Raw genomic sequence first — 18,775 nt, forward strand, 5'->3', positions numbered from 1 at the left:
CATTCCACAGTATCGCTACGGCACTCGTCATTCGCCCAAAGAAAAAGGCCCCGGCGGATTACCGGGGCCTTCGTTCTTGCAAAAGAGGCAGATTACTCTGCGCTTTCCTCTTTCTTTTCTTTCTTCTCGGGAACGATCTCTTCGCCGGTTTCCTGATCGACAACTTTCATCGACAGGCGCACCTTGCCGCGATCGTCAAAGCCCAGCAGCTTGACCTTTACTTCCTGACCTTCTTTCAGAACATCCGACGGATGGTTCAGGCGTCGGTTTTCGATCTGGGACACGTGCACCAGACCGTCGCGCTTGCCAAAGAAGTTCACGAAGGCACCGAAGTCGACGATCTTGACCACTTTACCGGTGTAGATCTGGCCTTCTTCCGGCTCAGCAACGATCGAGTGGATCATCTCATAGGCCTTCTTGATCGATTCACCGTCGGGCGACGCGATCTTGATGACGCCGTCGTCATTGATGTCAACCTTGGCGCCCGAAACCTCGACGATCTCGCGGATGACCTTACCGCCCGAGCCGATCACTTCGCGGATCTTGTCGGTGGGGATGTTCATGGTCTCGATGCGCGGCGCGTGGACCGAGAATTCGTTGGTTTCGGACAGGGCTTTGCCCATCTCACCCAGAATGTGCATCCGGCCGTCCTTGGCTTGCGCCAGGGCTTTCTCCATGATCTCAGGCGTGATGCCCGCAACCTTGATGTCCATCTGCAGCGAGGTGATGCCGTTTTCGGTACCCGCAACCTTGAAGTCCATGTCGCCCAGGTGATCTTCGTCACCCAGAATGTCCGACAGGATGGCGTATTCGCCGTCATCTTCCAGGATCAGACCCATGGCCACACCGGCAACCGGTGCTTTGAGCGGAACGCCTGCATCCATCATCGACAGCGAACCGCCGCAGACCGACGCCATCGAGGACGAGCCATTTGATTCAGTGATCTCCGACACGATGCGGATCGTATAGGGGAAGTCGGTCGCCGCAGGCAGAACCGCCTGCAGGGCGCGCCATGCCAGCTTGCCGTGGCCGATCTCACGACGGCCCGGGCCACCCACGCGGCCAACTTCGCCAACCGAATACGGAGGGAAGTTGTAGTGCAGCAGGAAGTTCGATTTGAAGTTGCCATGCAGCGCGTCGATGAACTGCTCATCGTCACCGGTGCCCAGCGTGGTCACGGCCAACGCCTGAGTCTCACCACGGGTGAACAGGGCAGAACCGTGTGTACGCGGCAGCATCGAGGTTTCTGCGACGATCGAACGGATATCGGTGGTCGAACGACCGTCGATACGCTTGCCGCCTTTGACGACGTCACCGCGCAGAATGCCAGCTTCCAGCTTCTTCATAGCGGAACCGAGATTGCCGTCTTCTAGTTGCTCTTCGGTCAGCGCTTCCTTGATCGCTTCACGGGCCGCGGCGACAGCGGCGGTGCGCTCTTGCTTGTCGGTGATCGCGAACGCGGCGCGCATCTTCTCTTCACCGGCAGCCGAAACAGCGGCGGACAGCTCCGAGTAATCGGGGGCGACGAATTCGAACGGCTCTTTCGCGGCTTCTTCGGCCAGCGAGATGATCAGGTCGATCACGGGCTGAATTTGCTCATGCGCGAAGTTTACCGCGCCCAGCATTTCCGCCTCGGACAGTTCGTAAGCTTCCGATTCCACCATCATCACGGCGTCTTTGGTACCGGCAACAACCAGGTCCAGACGCTGTTCAGGGTTCAGGCGCAGGTCCTGCATGTCGTCGACGGTCGGGTTCAGAACGTATTCGCCATCCTCGAAACCAACGCGGGCACCGGCGATCGGACCCATGAACGGCGCGCCGGAAATGGTCAGAGCAGCGGATGCCGCGATCATCGCAACGATGTCGGGGTCGTTGACCAGATCGTGGGACAGCACGGTGCACATCACCAGAACTTCGTTTTTGAAGCCGTCAACAAACAGCGGGCGGATCGGACGGTCGATCAGACGCGCGGTCAGCGTCTCTTTCTCGGTCGGGCGTGCTTCGCGCTTGAAGAAGCCACCCGGAACCTTACCGGCGGCATAGTATTTTTCTTGATAGTGTACGGTCAGCGGGAAAAAATCCTGACCGGGCTTTTGAGCACGGGCAAAGGTCACGTTTGCCATCACGCTGGTTTCACCCAGCGTGGCAATCACGCTGCCGTCGGCCTGACGGGCAACCTTGCCGGTTTCCAGTGTCAGCGTCTCTTCGCCCCACTGAATCGATTTCTTTGTTACATCAAACATATGCGTATCCTAGAACGGAGCACTCCCGCCCCTGCGGGTCTCCGGTTTGCATGGCGGCCCCATTGCCGCCGACCCCACTTTATCTTCCATTCGAGTGCCGGGGTCAGGGCACAACGTCTCAGATGACAGGCCCATACATCAGTTTGCAAGCTTTGGAAAGTCGGGAGTTTTTGGGGGGCAGGGGATTGCCTAACCCCCGCCCAAGCTGGGCAGGGGCCGATGTATCAAAGGATAGCGTGCGCCAATATCATCACCACGCCGCAGCCCAGCGCATATCCGGTGTCGACTGCGATGGCGAAGCCGCTTTTCTGCGACCATGCCCCGGCCGATGCGGCCTGAGCAGCCACCGCGAGGATCGCCAGCACCGCAACGCCAAGGCTGTTGTTGGTCTCGGTCACGGCGATCACGGCGGCTAGCAGGATCAGAAATATGATCTGGGCTGCCAGTTGAGGCAGAGGTGGTGTGTCAGGCGGTGTCGGATCGATCCGAGTACCTTCGGCCCAGCGTTTCTGAAAGCCGACGGGTCCGTAGACCAGCCAGCCCAGCAGAAAGGCCGCGATCACACCCACGCCAAGGGCGAGCCAGTTGATCACAGCGCACCCTCCAGCGTCTCAAGGATTCGGGTCCAGCCACCTTCGTGATTGTTGCGGCTTTCTTCCGAAGGGAAGCGGATGTGGTGCAGGCGCAATTCCGTACCCTTGTCGGTGGGCGTGAAATCTAGCGTCACGGTGGAATCGTCCTGACTGTAAGGAGAGTTCCAAGTGAATTGCAGCCGATTGGGCCGGTCGATCACCTTGTATTCGCCCTCATGCGGAAGGTCCCCGGCCTCGGGCGCGCGCATGATGATCTTGAACCGGCCCCCTACCTTGGCGTCAGAATAAGCTTCGGGCACTGACATGTTGGGACCGGGCAGCATGAACTTGGCCAACATTTCCGGGTCTAGCCAAGCATCAAAAACCTTTTCCGGCGGGTGCGGAATGGCGCGGGTTATTTCAAGGGACAGTTCCGTCATCTTCTGGGTCCTCCAAAGCAGTTTCCAAGGCGTCCAGCCGAAGCGCCCAGATCGAACGCAGCCCGGCGAACCAGTCATCCACGGCTGACAAGGGGGCCATCTGCACCTCGATCAGATGCTCGCGCCATTCCGTCCGACGCCGCACCAGCCCGGCATTCTCCAGCACCTTGATGTGCTTGGACACCGAGTTGAGGCTCATATCGAATTGCCGCGCAATATCCGTCACCCGCAAGGGGCCTTGCTGCGCGAGCATCGTTAGGATCACGCGGCGGGTTGGGTCGGACGCGGCCTTCAATATAGCGCCTAGGTCATAGCGATTCTCTCGTTCAACCATTTGGATGAATTACATGCCTTTTCTGTTTCAGTCAACCATTTGGTTGAATAACAGGATATTTGCAGCTCTGAAAGCTAATTCGGTCGCTCCCACCGCCTAATTATTCGCGAAATCGAATATATTTGGTGAAAATTTAGTATCCGTATAGGCTGAAACCACCATACCTGCGGTCGAAACGACGGAAACGCGCCAAGGGAATACGAATATCACCTCCGTCCGCCGGTCGAATACCTTGGCGTTTGCACGTAGCGAACAGAAGGGCAGACGCATGGCACAAACCAAGAAAATGCTGGATCCGGATCCCCGGATTTATGACTTTGAGACCGAATATGAGCTGGGGCAGGACAATGTCCGGCCTTTCGGTCTGGACATCCATAACCCGGTCTTTTTGATCTCTAGTATCCTGATCTTTGCGTTCGTCCTGATCGCGCTGGCAAATCAGGAATCCGCAGCCACGTTCTTTGGCTGGCTCCGGCCATGGCTGACCAGCACGTTTGACTGGTTTCTGGTGCTGTCGGTTGACGCAATCACCCTGTTCTGTCTGGTGTTGATCATCTTGCCGGTGGGCAAGGTGCGGATCGGCGGCAAGGACGCCAAACCCGACTATTCCTACGCCGGATGGATCGCGATGATGTTCGCGGCCGGGATCGGCATCGGGCTGTTGTTCTTCGGCGTGATGGAGCCGGTCTATTACAACTTTGCAGAAGACGGCAACGCCCGCCCGCTGGGCATCGATATCGCTGTGCCGGGTAACGAATACATCGGCATTGTCGGCACGATCCATCATTGGGGTCTCGAAGGCTGGGCGGTATATGCGGCCGTTGGTCTGGCGCTTGCAATCTTCAGCTATAATCTCGGGCTACCATTGACACTGCGTTCGGCTTTTTATCCGATCCTGGGCGAGCGCGTCTGGGGCTGGTGGGGCCACATCATCGATACTCTGGCAGTATTCGCGACCCTCTTCGGCCTGACCACATCATTGGGTTTGGGCGCACAACAGGTGGCCGCCGGGCTGTATGAGGTCTTTGGCATCGAACCAAGCCCCACCGTCACCGTCCTGCTGATCATAGGCATTACGATGATCGCACTGGGCTCGGTCCTGATGGGCATGGATGCAGGAGTCAAACGGTTGAGTGAGATCAACATGATCATGGCCGTAGGACTGTTCATCTTCGTCATTGTAGTTACCGGTGTCGGCACCGCCATTGCACGGTACTTCAACGTGATGGTGGATTACGTGACCCATCTACCGGCCCTGTCCAATCCGTTCGGTCGGGAAGACACCAGCTACTTCCACGGCTGGACAACCTTCTACTGGGCCTGGTGGATTGCGTGGTCACCTTTCGTGGGCATGTTCATCGCCCGCATTTCCAAAGGTCGTACGGTGCGTGAGTTCGTGATCTGCGCCTTGCTGGCACCCACTGCGGTATGTGCCTTGTGGATGTCGACCTTTGGCGGCGCAGCCATCGACATGCTGAACGCAGGCGGAGCAGAGGGCGTCCGCGCCACAGTGATCGAAAGCTATGCCCCCGAGGGCGCGCTGTTCGGCTTCCTGAAAGAGCTGCCGCTTTACGGCATCATTGCCCCGATCGCTCTGATCCTGATCGTTGTATTCTTTGTCACATCGTCGGACTCAGGCTCGCTGGTGATCGACACGATCACGGCAGGCGGAAAGATGGACGCACCGGTTGTGCAACGCGTGTTCTGGTGCACGCTTGAAGGCCTCGTCGCAATCGCACTGCTGCTGGGCGGAGGTCTCTCTGCCTTGCAAGGGGCAGCGGTGTCGACTGGAATTCCGTTTACCTTGGTGGTTCTAATCATGTGCTACTGCCTGTGGCTGGCGCTTAAATCAGAAAAGGCCAAGATGTAACTGGGATTATCCTGAGAAAACCGAAACGCCCGCCAATTCGGCGGGCGTTTTTGGTCCGGAGCGGCCCCTGTAACGCGTACCCATGCAGAAGTCGTCAGGAGCGTACCAAACGGCGGTCAGTGCAGCGAATCCTTGCGTTTGCCTTGGGTTGGATATTCCATCTTTTCATCTTCTAGGATCCCGCGAAGAACCGCCGCTGTCTCAACCTTCGAAATTGCCTTCTTATGGTCGTAGGGATTATTCAAAATCGACCGCGCATTTGTGGCGTTGGACGTCTCAGACATCTTGGTTGCAAACACCCGGCTCAGAATTGACTTCAATGGCATCATTCAACTCCCGCAACATATGGTCATCAAATCCTTGCCGCTGCGGGTCAGGTCCAAGCCACTTGAGGGAAGGGCTCAAAGACCAACTTCCGTGAGTGTGAACCCGCAGCGACACCGTCCATGTAAGAAAAATGGGGTGCCGAGAAAGGGGGAAGAAATCTGCAGTTTGCATCATTTTTTTGACCGCTTGGAAAAAAATCACGACACTGCTTACGCTTACGTCAACCTTCTAACCTAGGGCCCGGCTTTCGCGACGCGGCGTCACAATTCGAAACCCAAGGTCAGCCACCCGGATACCGCCCGTCGCCGCGCCAAATTGGACAGAAAACAAAAGAGCCCATACCCTGACTCCGGGCAAATCTTGGCGCAGCGCGTGTTTCTTGTGATGTGGCCGGCCCCCTCGACGTTTTGAAATTGGATTATTCCGGGACCGTAATGAGGAAGCTGTTATGAACCTTTCACGATTGTCTCTGTTGCTGGTCGTTTTCATTGACGTGATGGGTTTTGGATTGATCGTGCCGATTTTCAACACGATCCTGCTGGATCCACACCAGGCTTTCCTTGCACATGGAACAGCGACGAATATCCGCCAGCTCGACTATACGATTCTGATTGTCGTCTTCTTTCTGTTCTACTTTTTCGGGGCGGCCTTTATCGCCAAGTTGTCGGATTATATCGGGCGTAAAACAGGCATCATGATCTGCCTTACCGGTGCCCTGATCGGCTATGTTCTGACTGTGGCCGCGATCATGACGTCCAGCTATTGGCTGTTACTTTTGGGGCGCGCCATTTCCGGGTTTACGACGGCCAATCAACCCATTGCGCAGGCCGCATTGATCGACATCAGCCATGACGATCAGGAGAAATCAAAAAACCTCGGGATGATTGTTGCGGCATCCGCGCTGGGCCTGCTCGGGGGGCCACTGATTTCAGGATTGCTAAGCGACCAAAACCTGATGGGATCATTTGCGTCACTGGAACTGCCTTTCTACGTCGCCATTGCCCTGATCCTGATCAACATGGCACTGATTCTGTTCTTCTTCTCCGAACCCGGATTCAAAAGACAAAAAATTGACTTCGGGCTTTTAGATGTTGTTTTGAACTTGTGGAAAGTCTTCTCGCACCCGGTCGTTTTGCGGCTTTCGGTCGTCATGTTGTTCTCGCTGATGTGCCTGAATGCGTTTTTCTTCTTCATCGACACGTATCTGCTGACCCGGTTCAAGTTCAGTACGCTTCAAAACAGCATGGCCCTCGCCGTGTTCGGAGGCTCCATGGCCTTTGGCAGTGCCTACCTCACCGCGCCGCTGCATGAGTGCTATAAAAAGTTCCCGATTCTATATGTTTCCATTGCCGCAATGGCGCTTGGGATATTGGCCTTCATGCTGAACCCCATGGCCGATCTGACCTATGTCCTGATTGTTCCGATAACCATCGCGTTCGCGATCATGTACCCGACCATGCTTTCGTTGTTTTCCGCGAGCGTCGGCCCAACCGAGCAAGGTTGGGTCATGGGTGTGACAGTCGCCATCTACGCGTTGGGCTCCGGGACCATTACGGCCCTCAGCGGATCCCTCATGGCTATCAATTTGCGGATGCCTTTCGTGCTCGCGGTCATCTGCGGTGTACTGGCATTGATTGCGATGGCGAAACTGTTTCGCCATCCCGGCGTTCAGGCGCTTGATACCAAAGGCAAGTAGGTTTCATCAGTGTGTCCCGAACGAAAATGGGCGCGCCCGCTACAGGCACGCCCAGTAAAAAAGGGAGGACTATGAAAAACCTGACGCTCGAAACAAAAGAAGCGCCTACTCACTAACATCCTCAGAATGGCGCAATCTTTGACCGCGTTCAGTGAAGTGGTTCACAGGAAGTTAAAAAAAGTTTGCGCTTCTTTGCTTAGCGGTAAGGTTTGGGCCGCAGGTATGTGTGTGCCGTCTCTCATGAACATGGCGGGAATTCGCGCGCCGCACAGTTCACTAGATTAGACAGTGACCAAAACAAATACGCCCACCAAATGGCGGGCGTACAAGATGTACTATTTGTACGAACAGGGCCTCAGCGCCTGTACAACATGAACAAAACGCGTTTAGCGGCGGATGCCCAGCTTTTTGATCAGGTCCTGATAGCGTGCTTCTTCTTTGCCCTTCAGATAGTCCAGCAGCTTACGGCGCTGAGCAACCATCTTCAGCAGACCACGACGACCGTGGTTGTCTTTCTTGTGGGTTTTGAAGTGCTCGGTCAGGGTGTTGATGCGCGAGGTCAGGATAGCAACCTGGACTTCAGGCGAACCAGTGTCGCCGTCCTTGGTTGCGAATTCTTTCATGACGCGTGCTTTATCAGCGGCAGTAATCGACATCGGGGTCTCCTTTAAAGGTTAGAGTTGATGGCGCAGGCCGGGATGTCGTCCAGCACAGGCCCATGGAGAAAACCGCACCGATTCCGATGCGGATGGGCGCGTATAGGCGCATTCACCGCAAATGGCAAAGGGATTCTGCAGGCTCAACTAGTGAAGGCGTACTGCTCCAACTGGGCTTCGGTCACAAACTGAATATCTTCAACAGTCAGACCCTCTGCGCCAAAAAGCTGAGCGACGTCTTCGCCATTGACCCGAACATGGGTCAAGCTGTTGTTTTCACTGTCCTGTTCGATCGTCAATTCCGGTTCTTCCGGGTTGTCCCAGGTGATAAGAAGCTTGTCGTGACCGATCTGGAAATCCATGATTGTCGTGGCTTCCTGCTCGGGGTCGGACTGCACAACGATCTCGTCCTCGCCCTCTCCACCGGTGACCACATCGCCGTCTTCGGCAAGAATGACGTCGTCCCCAGAGCCCCCGTTCAGGAAGTCGCGCGCAGGCTCGTCCGGACCATCTTCTCCGGACAAGATGTCATCACCATCTCCGCCAAACAGGGCGTCTTCACCGGCACCCCCAACAAGGTAGTCGTCGCCATCTCCGCCTTGTAGCGCGTCGTCGCCGTCATCGCCGCTTAACGTGTCATCGCCCTGACCACCAAAAAGCCGGTCATTCCCATCACCGCCGCTCAGATCATCTGTTCCGAAATGACCATACAGGTCGTCATTTCCTGACATTCCGTCCAGCGCGTCGTCACCATATTCACCATGGAGCACATCATTCCCGAGGTTGCCAAACAGGACGTCACCGCCACCACCGCCATACAACACGTCGTTGCCAGCGCCGCCGTTGATCCAGTCGTACCCGCCATATCCGTTGATCTGATCGTTGCCTTCCTGCCCGGTCAGAACATCCGCATCCTCATCGCCCGCAATGACCAGATCGCCTTCATACTCGGACACAATCTCACCAGTGTCAGAGTCGGTTTCCTCGGCAGAGCTGGGCTCGTCGACATTCTCGTCCGCGTCAAGCAAATTGCCTTCCGACAGGTCGTCGTCGGCCGTTTCCTCGATGCGATCGTCTTCATCCTCGTCATCGCCTTTGTCTTCTGGCACAAGTACGTCGCTGATTGCGTAGGCCGCACCACCCATGGCGGCCATTCCGAATAATCCGATCAGAAACATATCTACCCTCCGCAAGCACAATGGCTCCGAGTGTAAAACATCTCATGCAAACAATGGCTTGGTCAAAGCGAAGCTGAGAGCGTGGTTAATCCTTTATCACCAGGGTTCGGGCTGCTGAGTGTACGCAATGTAGAGAGGATGCTTCGGATGCCCGTCCTTGGTCAGCCCAAGGTGGAACAAGGGCTGGCCCGTGCCGCGCAGCAATTCCTCAACTGCGGGGCCGCGTTCCAGATGTGCGCCATGGGTGCCCCAGGCGGCGATGACCTGATCCGCCCATTCCACGCCGTCTAGGATGGCTGCGTCATTCTCAGGCCCCACCGGATCTGAAGATGCACGCATCTTGCGCGGATCAGTGTCGCGCCAGGCAAAAATATTGGTGACCTGAAAAGCTCCGAAACCCAGTGTGCGTGCGCGACGCTCGCAACGTTCCACCGTGGGGTCGTTCTGCACCTCGGTCGCCGTCGACGGATTCAGCATCACAAACAACGCCTTGCGGCCCGCCGGGTTCCAGATACGGGTCAGGCTATAGCGGTATTTTTCGCAATCGGAGTAGATGGCAGTCGAGGGCGCGTCGCCCTTGGTGTGAGAACGGGTGATCATGCAGTCGGGTTTGGCTGGAATTAGGCCCGTTTACAAGGGGCGATGTCCTGATCCTTAACTTGTGCTATACCTGCCTTCATTTGAACGGCTTATTCTTGGGGGGAAGACATGACATTCGAGACATTGGATCCGGCGGATTGGGAGCAGACCCGCAAATTAGCACATGAGATGTTGGATATGGCGTTGGATCATACGCGTGATGTGCGTGATAGGTCGATATGGAAAGATATGCCGACTGCGATACGCAACGGGTTCGAAACGCCTGCACCTCAGCAGGGTATGCCGTTGGGTGATTTGATGGATGATGTCCAATCTCAGGTCATGCAGTATCCGATGGGTAATATCCATCCCCGGTTTTGGGGCTGGTATATGGGCGCGAGCAATTTCACAGGCGCGATGGCAGATTTTCTGGCTGCGGTTCAGGGTTCGAACCTTGGGGGTGGGAATCATGCGGCAGCCCTGATCGACCGACAAGTCGTCGACTGGCTACGCGAGATGATCGGTCTGCCGGAAGGAGCCAGTGGGACATTGGTCAGCGGCGGCAGCGTGGCAAACTTGATCGGGCTGACGGTGGCCCGCAACGTTAAATCCGGGATCGACATGCGCGAAGAGGGCATCGCCGCCATGGATAAGCCGATGCGGTATTACGGATCGGATCAGATGCACAGTTGTCACCAAAAGTCGCTCGAAACACTGGGTCTGGGCAACAAGGCGCTGCGGCGTGTTCCTACGCAAGACGATTTGACGATGGATCTTGAAGCGCTTGCCGGCATGGTCGCGCAGGATCGCGCAGACGGCCTTAAACCCGCTTGTGTGATTGCCACCGCCGGAACCGTGAACACAGGCGCCATCGACGACTTGTCGGCGATTGCCGATTTCTGCCGCGAGGAAGGCCTGTGGTTTCATGTTGACGGCTGTATCGGTGCGTTAATTGCAATCGCCCATGATAACAGTTGGCGCGTGTCCGGCATCGAACGCGCGGATTCCGTCGCGCTCGACCCACACAAATGGTTACATGCGCCTTTCGAAGTGGGTTGCGCGTTAGTGCGAAGCCATGATGCCCACCACGCGACATTTACTCTGACCCCGGAATACCTGGAACCGCAATCCCGAGGCGTCGCCGGGGCGGCGTTTTTGCACGATTACGGCATTCAGACTTCGCGTGGGTTTCGAGCGCTCAAGGTCTGGATGTCCTTGAAGGAGCACGGCGTTCAGAAATTCGGCAGGCTCATTGATCAGGATATCGAAAAGGCGCGTTATCTGACTTCGCTGATCGAGGCGGAGGATGACCTCACCTTGATGTTCCCCACCAATATAAACATCGTTTGTTTCCGCTATGACCCGGGCGGTCTCAGCCCCGAAACTCTGCGTGCGATTAACAGCGAAATCATGTTGTGCCTGCAAGAGGAAGGCACAGCGGTTTTATCGGATACAACGGTTCAGGGAGCGCATTGCCTACGGGTGGCGGTCAACAATCACCGCACGCAAAAGCAGGATCTGGATCTACTGGTGTCCGAGATACTTCGACTGGGTCACAAATTGCGTATCGCCGCCTGAACAGTCATCAGTTGGCGGCAAAGACGCGGCTTGGGTGCAATTCGCCCGACTTGTAAATTCCTACGGCCACGGCCTTGCCATCCAGCGAGGCCCAGGCCTCGTCGCCGTATTCCACGTCAGAGGCCAGCACCATGCCCGGATTGCCATTCCGCAGACGGGTGGCTCCTTCAGAGGTGCATTTCAGCTCGGGTAGGTCTGATAAGCCGGTTTCCAGCGGATGCAGATAATTATCCAGTGCGGTGGTTTTGGCCATTTCGTCGATCTGTTCGATGGTCAGGCCATCCTCGGCCTCAAACGGGCCGGACCAGATGCGGCGCAGTTTTTTCACGTGGCCGTGGCAGCCGAGCGCCTCACCCAGATCACGCGCAATGGAACGGACATAGCCACCTTTGCCACAGGTCATCTCCAGCACGACGTGGTCTTCGTCGGGGCGGTCGATCAGCACCAGTTCCTCTACCCAAAGAGGGCGGGCGGTCAGTTCTACATCCTCGCCATCTCGGGCCAGCTTATAGGCGCGTTGACCGTCGATTTTCACGGCCGAGAACTTGGGCGGCACCTGTTTGATATCGCCCAGAAACGGGCCGAGCGCTTGTTTGATATCCTCATCCGAGGGACGCGCAATGCTCTCAGCGATGACTTCACCCTCAGCATCATCGGTGTTGGTGGCCTGCCCCAGCCGCACGGTGAAGGTGTAGGCCTTCAGCGCATCGGTGATGTAGGGGACGGTCTTGGTTGCCTCACCCAGCGCAACGGCCAGAACGCCGGTCGCCTCGGGGTCCAGCGTGCCCGCATGGCCGGCTTTCTTGGCGTCCATCGCCCAACGCACCTTGTTGACCACCGCGGTCGAAGTCATGCCAGCGGGCTTGTCCACCACCAGCCAACCGGAAATGTCGCGGCCCTTGCGTTTGCGTCCCATTCTACACCTTGAGTCTTGCTGAGGCGCGCGAGTTAGCGGATCGTTTCGATGCTGTCAATTTGCCGGAACGTCCTCGACGACACCCACGATGGGTCCCAGCGAAAACCCGATATCCGACCGGTTGCTGGCGCGATCATACATGCGGGAAATGTTGCCATCTAGAAACAGCGCATTCGGTGTTTTTAATACATCGCGGAATAGGCTGCCGAATTCATAGAAAGTGACGTAATCGTCCGAGATCGCAAACACCACACGCGTGCCATCGGCGCTGGTGCCCACTCCGTTTCGGGTGTAGCGCGAGGTTGAATCCGGCAGAAAGCGAGGGTGTAACTCTCCGTTGATCACCAGCATGGGGCCCGATTGTGTCGCAAAGCGGCACTGCGGTGCCTGATCGACGAAATCCAAAGTCTCGAACACATCGGCACGGTTTTCACGGATGCAGAACACACCGTTGGGCAGCAGGCCGAAATTGCCGGGTCCGGCATTCGGTATCACGCGCATCTGCTCTTGCCCTTCTTCGACATAGTGGCCGACGGGCGAGCGGTCGTCATGGTACATGCCCGCATTCATCGCAAAGACGAGCCTTTTCCCCTGAGGCTCCAACGCCTCATTCACCGAAGAGAAATGACCCAACAGATCGCCATTTTCATCGTTCAGAAACAGGCGCAAATCTTCCGAGGTATCCACCTCGCAAACCGTATATCGCTTGTCCTCATGAGTCAGCTTCTCGCAGGTGACTGCAGAGACTTGCGCGGCCCAAAGGACAGCACACAGCATGACAAGGGTACGGATCACTCGTCCAGATCGCGGCGTACCGCGTCCTGATTAAACATACGGCGGGTGTCGTCCAGTCGATCAAACGTGTCATCCAGACGGAACCGCAGATCGGGCGAGAATTTTAGGTTCAGCTTCTTGCCGATTACGCGCCGCAGCTCGCCCTTGTTGCGGGCCAGCAGGTCAATCACGTCTTCCTGCCCCTTGCCTCCCAGGGGCAGCACATAGGCGGTGGCGATCTTCAGATCGGGCGAGGTGCGCACCTCACCCACGGTGATCGACATACGGTTCAGGTCGGGGTCGTGGACATCTCCGCGCGCCAGAACCTCGGACAGGGTGCGGCGGATCAGTTCGCCGACGCGCAGCTGTCGTTGGGAAGGGCCGGGGCCATCGTGGAATTTGTTCTTTGCCATGCCCCCCGATCTAAGCCCAAAGCGGGGCTTTGCCAAGCGGGCGCGAACCGGGTAGGAGGCTTTGAGCCGACTTTAGAAAGGACCAGCGCAATGACCCATATTCCGGGGATCGTCATCACAGGGGCTTCGGGCCGTATGGGGCAGATGCTGATCAAGACCGTGTCTGAGAGCGATCAGGCGCGTCTGGTTGGTGTGGTCGAGCGTAAGGGTCATGACTGGATCGGTCAGGATGTGGGTCAGGCAATGGGCGGGCAGGCGCTCGGTGTTACCGTCACTGACGATCCGCTGGAGGCATTTGCGCAGGCGCAGGCTGTTATCGACTTTACGGCGCCCGAGGCGACGCTCGAGTTTGCCGCGCTGGCAGCACAAGCGCGGTGCGTTCACGTGATTGGCACCACCGGAATGACGGATGAACAGATCGCAGCTTTGGAACCTGCCGCGCGCCATGCCGTGATTGTGCGGGCCGGGAATATGAGCCTTGGGGTCAATCTGTTGGTGCAGCTCACCAAAAAGGTTGCCGCCGCGCTGGATGAGGATTTCGATATCGAGGTCATCGAGGGGCATCACCATCACAAGGTCGATGCGCCTTCAGGCACGGCTTTGATGCTGGGCGAAGCTGCCGCAGAAGGGCGCGGTGTCAAGTTGGCGGATGTGGCCGATCGGGGCCGCGACGGTATTACCGGTGCGCGAAAACGCGGCGATATCGGCTTCCACGCGATTCGTGGCGGAGACATTGTCGGCGAACACGATGTCCTGTTCGCGGCACCCGGTGAGCGTATCGTGTTGCGCCATCTAGCTACTGACCGTGCGATCTTCGCCCGTGGGGCGCTCAAAGCCGCGTTGTGGGGTCAAGGCAAGGCACCGGGCCAGTATGACATGGTGGATGTTCTGGGGCTGTAGGCTTTAGGATCAAGAGCCAAGAAAATTCGACGAATTTTCTTGGCTCTATCGATCGGGCAGATGAAAACTGTCTCAGCTTGCCTGAATGTGCCGGTCGACCATCCGTTGTACCATCGGTGCGAAATGGGCGAAATCCGGGGTCTCCATATCAGCGCGTTTTCCCGCTTCGTCCAGATAACGGACCTGAATGATCTCTTTCAGGTTCGGATTTGCCTCGAACTCGGCTATCTCCTTGCCACTCATCGGACCACCCTGCAGTTCCAGCGTATGGACCGAGGCTTCGGACAGGCGATTGAAATACTCCGGCTTGGTGGCGCAGAGATACCGCTTGGCTGCAACGTGATACCGGCAGCAATCGGTGATGACCGACGGAAAGAACTGCTCCAACACCTCTGCACCTGCATCTTCATGATATCGGTCCTCGGTATCGTCCGGATGGTAAGTGCCGAATTCTGAAGTAAAATGGCCAATGTCGTGCAACAGCGCACCGACGATGATTTCCTCAGACTGTCCGTTCTGTTCCGCAATCGTGGCACCCTGCAGCATGTGCTGGGCCATGGTGACGGGTTCCCCCAGATATTCCTCACCCCCCCGACGATCGAAGATGTCACCGATAAAGGCCACGATATTGTCCCGGTTTAAGGTCGAGAAATCGGGTTTCATTCCGCCGCCTCCGGTTGTGTCATCTGCATGGCGGCCAGTGTCGAAAGCAGCCCATCCTTGTCAGCATAGCATCCCTGCAACCAGCGAGACCCGGCCCCGGAATAGCCCAGCCGTGCATGCATTACGCGAGTGTTGTCGACGATGAAGCTTTCGCCCGGTTCCAGCTTGAAAGACACGCCCATAGCGGGATCGTCAATGATCTCGCCCAGCTGGCGATAGGCGGCATAGTAGGCTTCCATCTTGTCAAAGGGCACATCCACGAACGGCGCGGACGAGCGGTTGTTGAAGCGAATGCCGATCAACTCGCCATCGGGGGAAAGCTCGATCATCGGGCGACGTGACCGCAAACAGACCCCGTCCGAACCTTTATACTCGAACCGTGCCGGATAGCCTGCAAGCAAGGCGAAGCCCTCGGGGTTCAGATCGCGCAGACGCTCAGCCGCGCGGAAACCATCGACAACGATGGAATCGCCGCCTTCGGCCGAGTTCTCAAGGCAGTAGAGGATTTGCAGTGTCGGCACCGGGTCGCGATAAGGGTTGTCGGTATGGGCCTGCAACCCCAACCCGGTATAGGCGAGGTTGGTCGGGTTCACCTCGGTCCGAACCTCGAAATAGGGGCCATAATTTGTCTGGCGCACGTAGCCGAACAGATCGGCCACTTTCAGCAGCGATTCGGGCTCGGTTGGGCCACCTGTCAGCTTGGCAAAGCCGTACTCCGCGACGGCAGCCAGCCAGCTGCGCTTGGCCTCAGGGTCGGTGTGCACCCTTTCCCAGTCACCGCTGGGGGCGCTGATACCACGCTCCCATGTGGTGACGCCGGATGCGGTGCGGCCAACTTCTTGCGCCTGTTCGCGGTCATAAACGTGATCGGCCAGCCAATCGGCAGGGAACATCACGGATTTGTTTTCGGGCTGGAACGTCACGCTCAGATCGCCATTTCGGATCTCGGCAGCGCTGACCGAGATATCGGAGGGGATATCGCCGATTGTGATCAGGCGCTGCCCGTTGCCGGGGGCGCGGGTCTCGGGGTCCAGCGCATTGTCGCGCAGCCAAATGGCGTGGAAGCGGGCCTGGGTACCATCGGAAAACGCGACAGTGACCACAGATGGGTCGAAAGTAGCTGAGCGCAGCATGGGGTCTCTCCTGTTCGGCGCGGGCTTTGCTTGAGGAGATATGCGCTTCGTGACATTACTACAATTAAACCTTATTGCCTCTGAGACTTGGAAAATCTTATGGATAAGAAGAAGATCGGACTACCTCCATTGGACTGGCTGCGTGTGTTCGAAGCCGCCGGGCGGCTGGGTGGTTTTTCTGCTGCTGCGCGCGAATTTGGTTTGACGCAGGCGGCGGTCAGTCAACGGATAGGCAATCTTGAGGCGTGGCTGGGCCGGTCATTGTTTGTGCGCGAAGCCCGCGGTGTTTCGCTGACCATCGAAGGCGAAAGCTATCTGCCATTGGTGCAGGACAGCCTGCAAGCACTGGAACGCAATACCGAGGATCTGTTCGGCAAAACTCCGCGCGAGCTTCGGGTCGCGGGACTTTCGTCGCATATCCACGCGCTGGTTCTGCCAGCCTTGCCCACGTTCCTTGAGGCGCAGCCAAATGTGCGTGTAATGACAGATTCGATGGCCCGCCGCGCCTCGCTGGAGGAAGAACGTACCTGGCTGCAGATCCGCTATGGCAGAGGTGTCTGGCCTGGACGAAAGGCAAAGCTTATTGCGCCCGAAGTGCTGGCACCGATGGCCGCATCCGGCATCAACTGGGGTGCGCCGCTGATTGATTTGCGCGGAGAACGCCCCGGCTGGAAGGACTGGGCGCAGGTTGCGGGGGTTGATGAATTACCGGCTGGCCGGATCAGTTTCGACTCGGTGGGTCATGCGATCACGGCGGCGCGTCAGGGCATGGGGATCGCCTTGGGTTCAATCCCTCTGGCATCGGGCAGCATCAAGACTGGTCAGTTATACAGACTGGATATGCCTGAGCTTAGGACAAAGGATGGCTATTGGCTGACTTGGCCCGAGGATCGGGCAAGATCGAAGCGGCAAAGGGCGTTGATAGACGACTTTCTGCAAGCGCTGCGGGGCGGGGCCTGATCAGAAATCGATGGCGATGCCCTTTTTTTCCCAATCACCATAGCGTGCCGGATCGGGACCGTCGCGCCCACCCAGTTCCTTAGGCTGCGCCTTGGCTTCCGCTTCGGCCTTTTTGCGACGTTCCTCAGCCTCGGCCAATGCGCGCTGAGCGGCGGGGGGCAGGTCTTTGCGCTCGTCACTCATGACATCGGGTTCCTTTCTGTTCAGGGCCTTGATATACGCCCTCGTCCGCCTAAGGCAATGCGGCAAAGGTCACGAGAGGCACTCAGCATCATGTCAAACTCTGCAACCGCCGCGCGGCGCAGTGCAATCTATCTGCTGGATCAGATATTGGGCGAGGGGCGGCTGTTACCTGAATGTCTGGCGGCCGGCGCATTGGATCGTCTGGTACCCGAGGATCGCGCGCGCGCGCAGCGTCTGACGATTGAAACCCTACGCGGGCTTGAGCGTGCCGACCGGCTGTTGGCGGATCACTTGCGGCAGACACCGGCGCTAACGGTGCATAACGCGCTGCGGCTTGGAACGGTCGAGTTGTGTCAGGGCGAGGCCGCGCATGGCGTGGTCAATTCGATGGTCGAGATCGTGGGACGCTCGCGCAAGCATGGGCGGCTCAAGGGGTTGATGAATGCAGTCTTGCGCAAGATTGCCGCCGATGGACCGGATGCTTGGCCCAAGATGCGCGTGCCCCGTCTGCCCGACTGGCTGCGCGATCCTCTGATCATGGCGTGGGGCGATGACGCAGTAAGGGGTATGGAACAGGCCCATTTCAATGGTGCACCGCTGGACGTGACGCTGAAACCGGGCGCCGAGGCGCCGGGCGGAGAAGCCCTGCCCACCGGCTCAGTCCGTTTGCAGGATGCGGGGCAGGTGTCGGCTTTGCCGGGCTACAAGCGTGGAAACTGGTGGGTTCAGGATGCGGCAGCGGCGCTGCCTGTGCGCGTGCTGGCCCCGAAAGCCGGGGAAAAGGCGTTGGACCTTTGCGCTGCGCCCGGTGGCAAGACGTTGCAATTGGCTGTGGTAGGGGCAGAGGTCACGGCGCTGGATATCTCTGAAACACGGTTGGAGCGGGTGCGCGAGAACCTGAAACGGACAGGTTTGAAGGCTAAGGTGATCGCTGGTGATGCGCTGGACCATCGGGGCCAGTATGATGCCATCCTGCTCGACGCGCCGTGTTCGGCCACGGGCACGATTCGCCGCCATCCTGATTTACCCTTCGCCAAGGATGGCTCGGAATTCGGGGGATTGATCGAGCTACAGGCCCGGATGCTGGCCCATGCCTGGACCCTGCTCAAACCCGGAGGCCGATTGGTATATTGCACCTGTTCCTTGTTGCCGGACGAAGGAGAGGTGCAGATCGAAGAGGCGCTGGATCAATACCCGGATATGCAGATTGACCGTGCGGCGCTTGAGATTGCGGGCGTTGAACCGGACTGGATTACAGAAGAAGGTGGCTTGCGTTTGCGCCCGGATTTCTGGGCGGACAAGGGTGGCATGGACGGGTTCTATATCGCCTGTCTGAACAAATCCGCTTGAGGCGACGCTT

Annotated in this window: 20 protein-coding genes; 6 read left to right on the forward strand and 14 right to left on the reverse strand. The window is 57.6% G+C overall.

The window, feature by feature from the left end:
* Positions 1-92: 92 nt before the first annotated feature.
* The 4 genes from pnp to ACR0CZ_RS00640 form a co-directional block, all read right to left on the reverse strand.
* Positions 93-2,243 carry a polyribonucleotide nucleotidyltransferase gene (gene pnp / locus ACR0CZ_RS00625; protein ID WP_170394709.1) on the reverse strand — a complete coding sequence of 717 codons (2,151 nt, stop codon included), beginning with the start codon at positions 2,241-2,243 and terminating at the stop codon, positions 93-95.
* 224 nt (positions 2,244-2,467) lie between these two features.
* Positions 2,468-2,836 carry a DUF1761 family protein gene (locus ACR0CZ_RS00630; protein WP_170394706.1) on the reverse strand — a complete coding sequence of 123 codons (369 nt, stop codon included), beginning with the start codon at positions 2,834-2,836 and terminating at the stop codon, positions 2,468-2,470.
* Positions 2,833-3,255, reverse strand: a complete 423-nt coding sequence (locus ACR0CZ_RS00635) for an SRPBCC family protein (protein WP_170394703.1) — start codon at positions 3,253-3,255, stop codon at positions 2,833-2,835. The genes ACR0CZ_RS00630 and ACR0CZ_RS00635 overlap by 4 nt, the downstream gene beginning before the upstream one ends.
* The gene (locus ACR0CZ_RS00640) at positions 3,236-3,589 is read right to left on the reverse strand and encodes a metalloregulator ArsR/SmtB family transcription factor (protein ID WP_170394700.1); all 354 of its coding nucleotides are present in this window, start codon (positions 3,587-3,589) and stop codon (positions 3,236-3,238) included. Before ACR0CZ_RS00640 ends, ACR0CZ_RS00635 begins: the two co-directional genes overlap by 20 nt.
* 268 nt (positions 3,590-3,857) lie before the next feature.
* Here ACR0CZ_RS00640 and ACR0CZ_RS00645 point away from each other — a divergent pair, with 268 nt between their 5' ends.
* Positions 3,858-5,459: a BCCT family transporter gene (locus ACR0CZ_RS00645; RefSeq protein ID WP_170394697.1), complete on the forward strand. Its 1,602-nt coding sequence runs from the start codon at positions 3,858-3,860 to the stop codon at positions 5,457-5,459.
* Positions 5,460-5,575: 116 nt separating this feature from the next.
* Here the strand turns inward: ACR0CZ_RS00645 and ACR0CZ_RS00650 are convergent, their stop codons facing one another.
* On the reverse strand, positions 5,576-5,785 hold the full coding sequence (locus ACR0CZ_RS00650) for a hypothetical protein (RefSeq protein WP_170394694.1): 210 nt from the start codon (positions 5,783-5,785) through the stop codon (positions 5,576-5,578).
* A 449-nt stretch (positions 5,786-6,234) separates the two neighbouring features.
* On the opposite strand from ACR0CZ_RS00650, the gene ACR0CZ_RS00655 reads away from it, so the two are divergent.
* Entirely contained in the window at positions 6,235-7,482 is a 1,248-nt protein-coding gene (locus ACR0CZ_RS00655) for an MFS transporter (RefSeq protein WP_170394690.1), read from the forward strand.
* 386 nt (positions 7,483-7,868) lie between these two features.
* Here the strand turns inward: ACR0CZ_RS00655 and rpsO are convergent, their stop codons facing one another.
* The 3 genes from rpsO to ACR0CZ_RS00670 all read right to left on the reverse strand — a co-directional run bounded on the left by rpsO (position 7,869) and on the right by ACR0CZ_RS00670 (position 9,916).
* Positions 7,869-8,138, reverse strand: coding sequence for a 30S ribosomal protein S15 (rpsO, locus tag ACR0CZ_RS00660; RefSeq protein WP_050605082.1), 270 nt, complete (start codon positions 8,136-8,138; stop codon positions 7,869-7,871).
* A 143-nt stretch (positions 8,139-8,281) separates the two neighbouring features.
* Positions 8,282-9,316 carry a calcium-binding protein gene (locus ACR0CZ_RS00665; RefSeq protein WP_170394687.1) on the reverse strand — a complete coding sequence of 345 codons (1,035 nt, stop codon included), beginning with the start codon at positions 9,314-9,316 and terminating at the stop codon, positions 8,282-8,284.
* 96 nt (positions 9,317-9,412) lie between these two features.
* The gene (locus tag ACR0CZ_RS00670; protein ID WP_170394684.1) at positions 9,413-9,916 is read right to left on the reverse strand and encodes a DUF1643 domain-containing protein; all 504 of its coding nucleotides are present in this window, start codon (positions 9,914-9,916) and stop codon (positions 9,413-9,415) included.
* A 108-nt stretch (positions 9,917-10,024) separates the two neighbouring features.
* Between ACR0CZ_RS00670 and ACR0CZ_RS00675 the strand changes: the two genes are divergently transcribed.
* Complete coding sequence (locus tag ACR0CZ_RS00675; protein ID WP_170394682.1) at positions 10,025-11,473, forward strand: pyridoxal-dependent decarboxylase; 1,449 nt, start codon at positions 10,025-10,027, stop codon at positions 11,471-11,473.
* A 7-nt stretch (positions 11,474-11,480) separates the two neighbouring features.
* On the opposite strand, the gene truB is transcribed toward ACR0CZ_RS00675, so the two are convergent.
* Genes truB through rbfA form a run of 3 tightly spaced genes read right to left on the reverse strand, consistent with a single transcriptional unit; the run spans position 11,481 to position 13,576 of the window.
* Positions 11,481-12,389: a tRNA pseudouridine(55) synthase TruB gene (gene truB, locus ACR0CZ_RS00680; protein ID WP_170394679.1), complete on the reverse strand. Its 909-nt coding sequence runs from the start codon at positions 12,387-12,389 to the stop codon at positions 11,481-11,483.
* Between the two features lie 54 nt (positions 12,390-12,443).
* A complete protein-coding gene (locus tag ACR0CZ_RS00685; protein ID WP_170395092.1) occupies positions 12,444-13,166 on the reverse strand; it encodes a phosphodiester glycosidase family protein in 723 nt (240 codons plus the stop codon).
* 14 nt (positions 13,167-13,180) lie between these two features.
* Positions 13,181-13,576, reverse strand: a complete 396-nt coding sequence (gene rbfA, locus ACR0CZ_RS00690) for a 30S ribosome-binding factor RbfA (RefSeq protein WP_170394676.1) — start codon at positions 13,574-13,576, stop codon at positions 13,181-13,183.
* 90 nt (positions 13,577-13,666) lie between these two features.
* On the opposite strand from rbfA, the gene dapB reads away from it, so the two are divergent.
* On the forward strand, positions 13,667-14,476 hold the full coding sequence (dapB, locus tag ACR0CZ_RS00695; protein ID WP_170394672.1) for a 4-hydroxy-tetrahydrodipicolinate reductase: 810 nt from the start codon (positions 13,667-13,669) through the stop codon (positions 14,474-14,476).
* A gap of 72 nt (positions 14,477-14,548) precedes the next feature.
* On the opposite strand, the gene tmpB is transcribed toward dapB, so the two are convergent.
* On the reverse strand, positions 14,549-15,139 hold the full coding sequence (tmpB, locus tag ACR0CZ_RS00700) for a (R)-1-hydroxy-2-trimethylaminoethylphosphonate oxygenase (protein ID WP_170394669.1): 591 nt from the start codon (positions 15,137-15,139) through the stop codon (positions 14,549-14,551).
* Entirely contained in the window at positions 15,136-16,272 is a 1,137-nt protein-coding gene (gene tmpA, locus ACR0CZ_RS00705; RefSeq protein ID WP_170466584.1) for a 2-trimethylaminoethylphosphonate dioxygenase, read from the reverse strand. The genes tmpB and tmpA overlap by 4 nt, the downstream gene beginning before the upstream one ends.
* 99 nt (positions 16,273-16,371) lie before the next feature.
* Between tmpA and ACR0CZ_RS00710 the strand changes: the two genes are divergently transcribed.
* Entirely contained in the window at positions 16,372-17,232 is an 861-nt protein-coding gene (locus ACR0CZ_RS00710; RefSeq protein ID WP_170394662.1) for a LysR family transcriptional regulator, read from the forward strand.
* Here the strand turns inward: ACR0CZ_RS00710 and ACR0CZ_RS00715 are convergent, their stop codons facing one another.
* A complete protein-coding gene (locus tag ACR0CZ_RS00715) occupies positions 17,233-17,415 on the reverse strand; it encodes a DUF1674 domain-containing protein (RefSeq protein ID WP_170394659.1) in 183 nt (60 codons plus the stop codon).
* A gap of 90 nt (positions 17,416-17,505) precedes the next feature.
* On the opposite strand from ACR0CZ_RS00715, the gene ACR0CZ_RS00720 reads away from it, so the two are divergent.
* Positions 17,506-18,765: an RsmB/NOP family class I SAM-dependent RNA methyltransferase gene (locus tag ACR0CZ_RS00720; protein WP_480537144.1), complete on the forward strand. Its 1,260-nt coding sequence runs from the start codon at positions 17,506-17,508 to the stop codon at positions 18,763-18,765.
* The last annotated feature ends 10 nt before the right edge of the window (positions 18,766-18,775 follow it).

Source organism: Ruegeria sp. H9 (genome assembly GCF_056532915.1).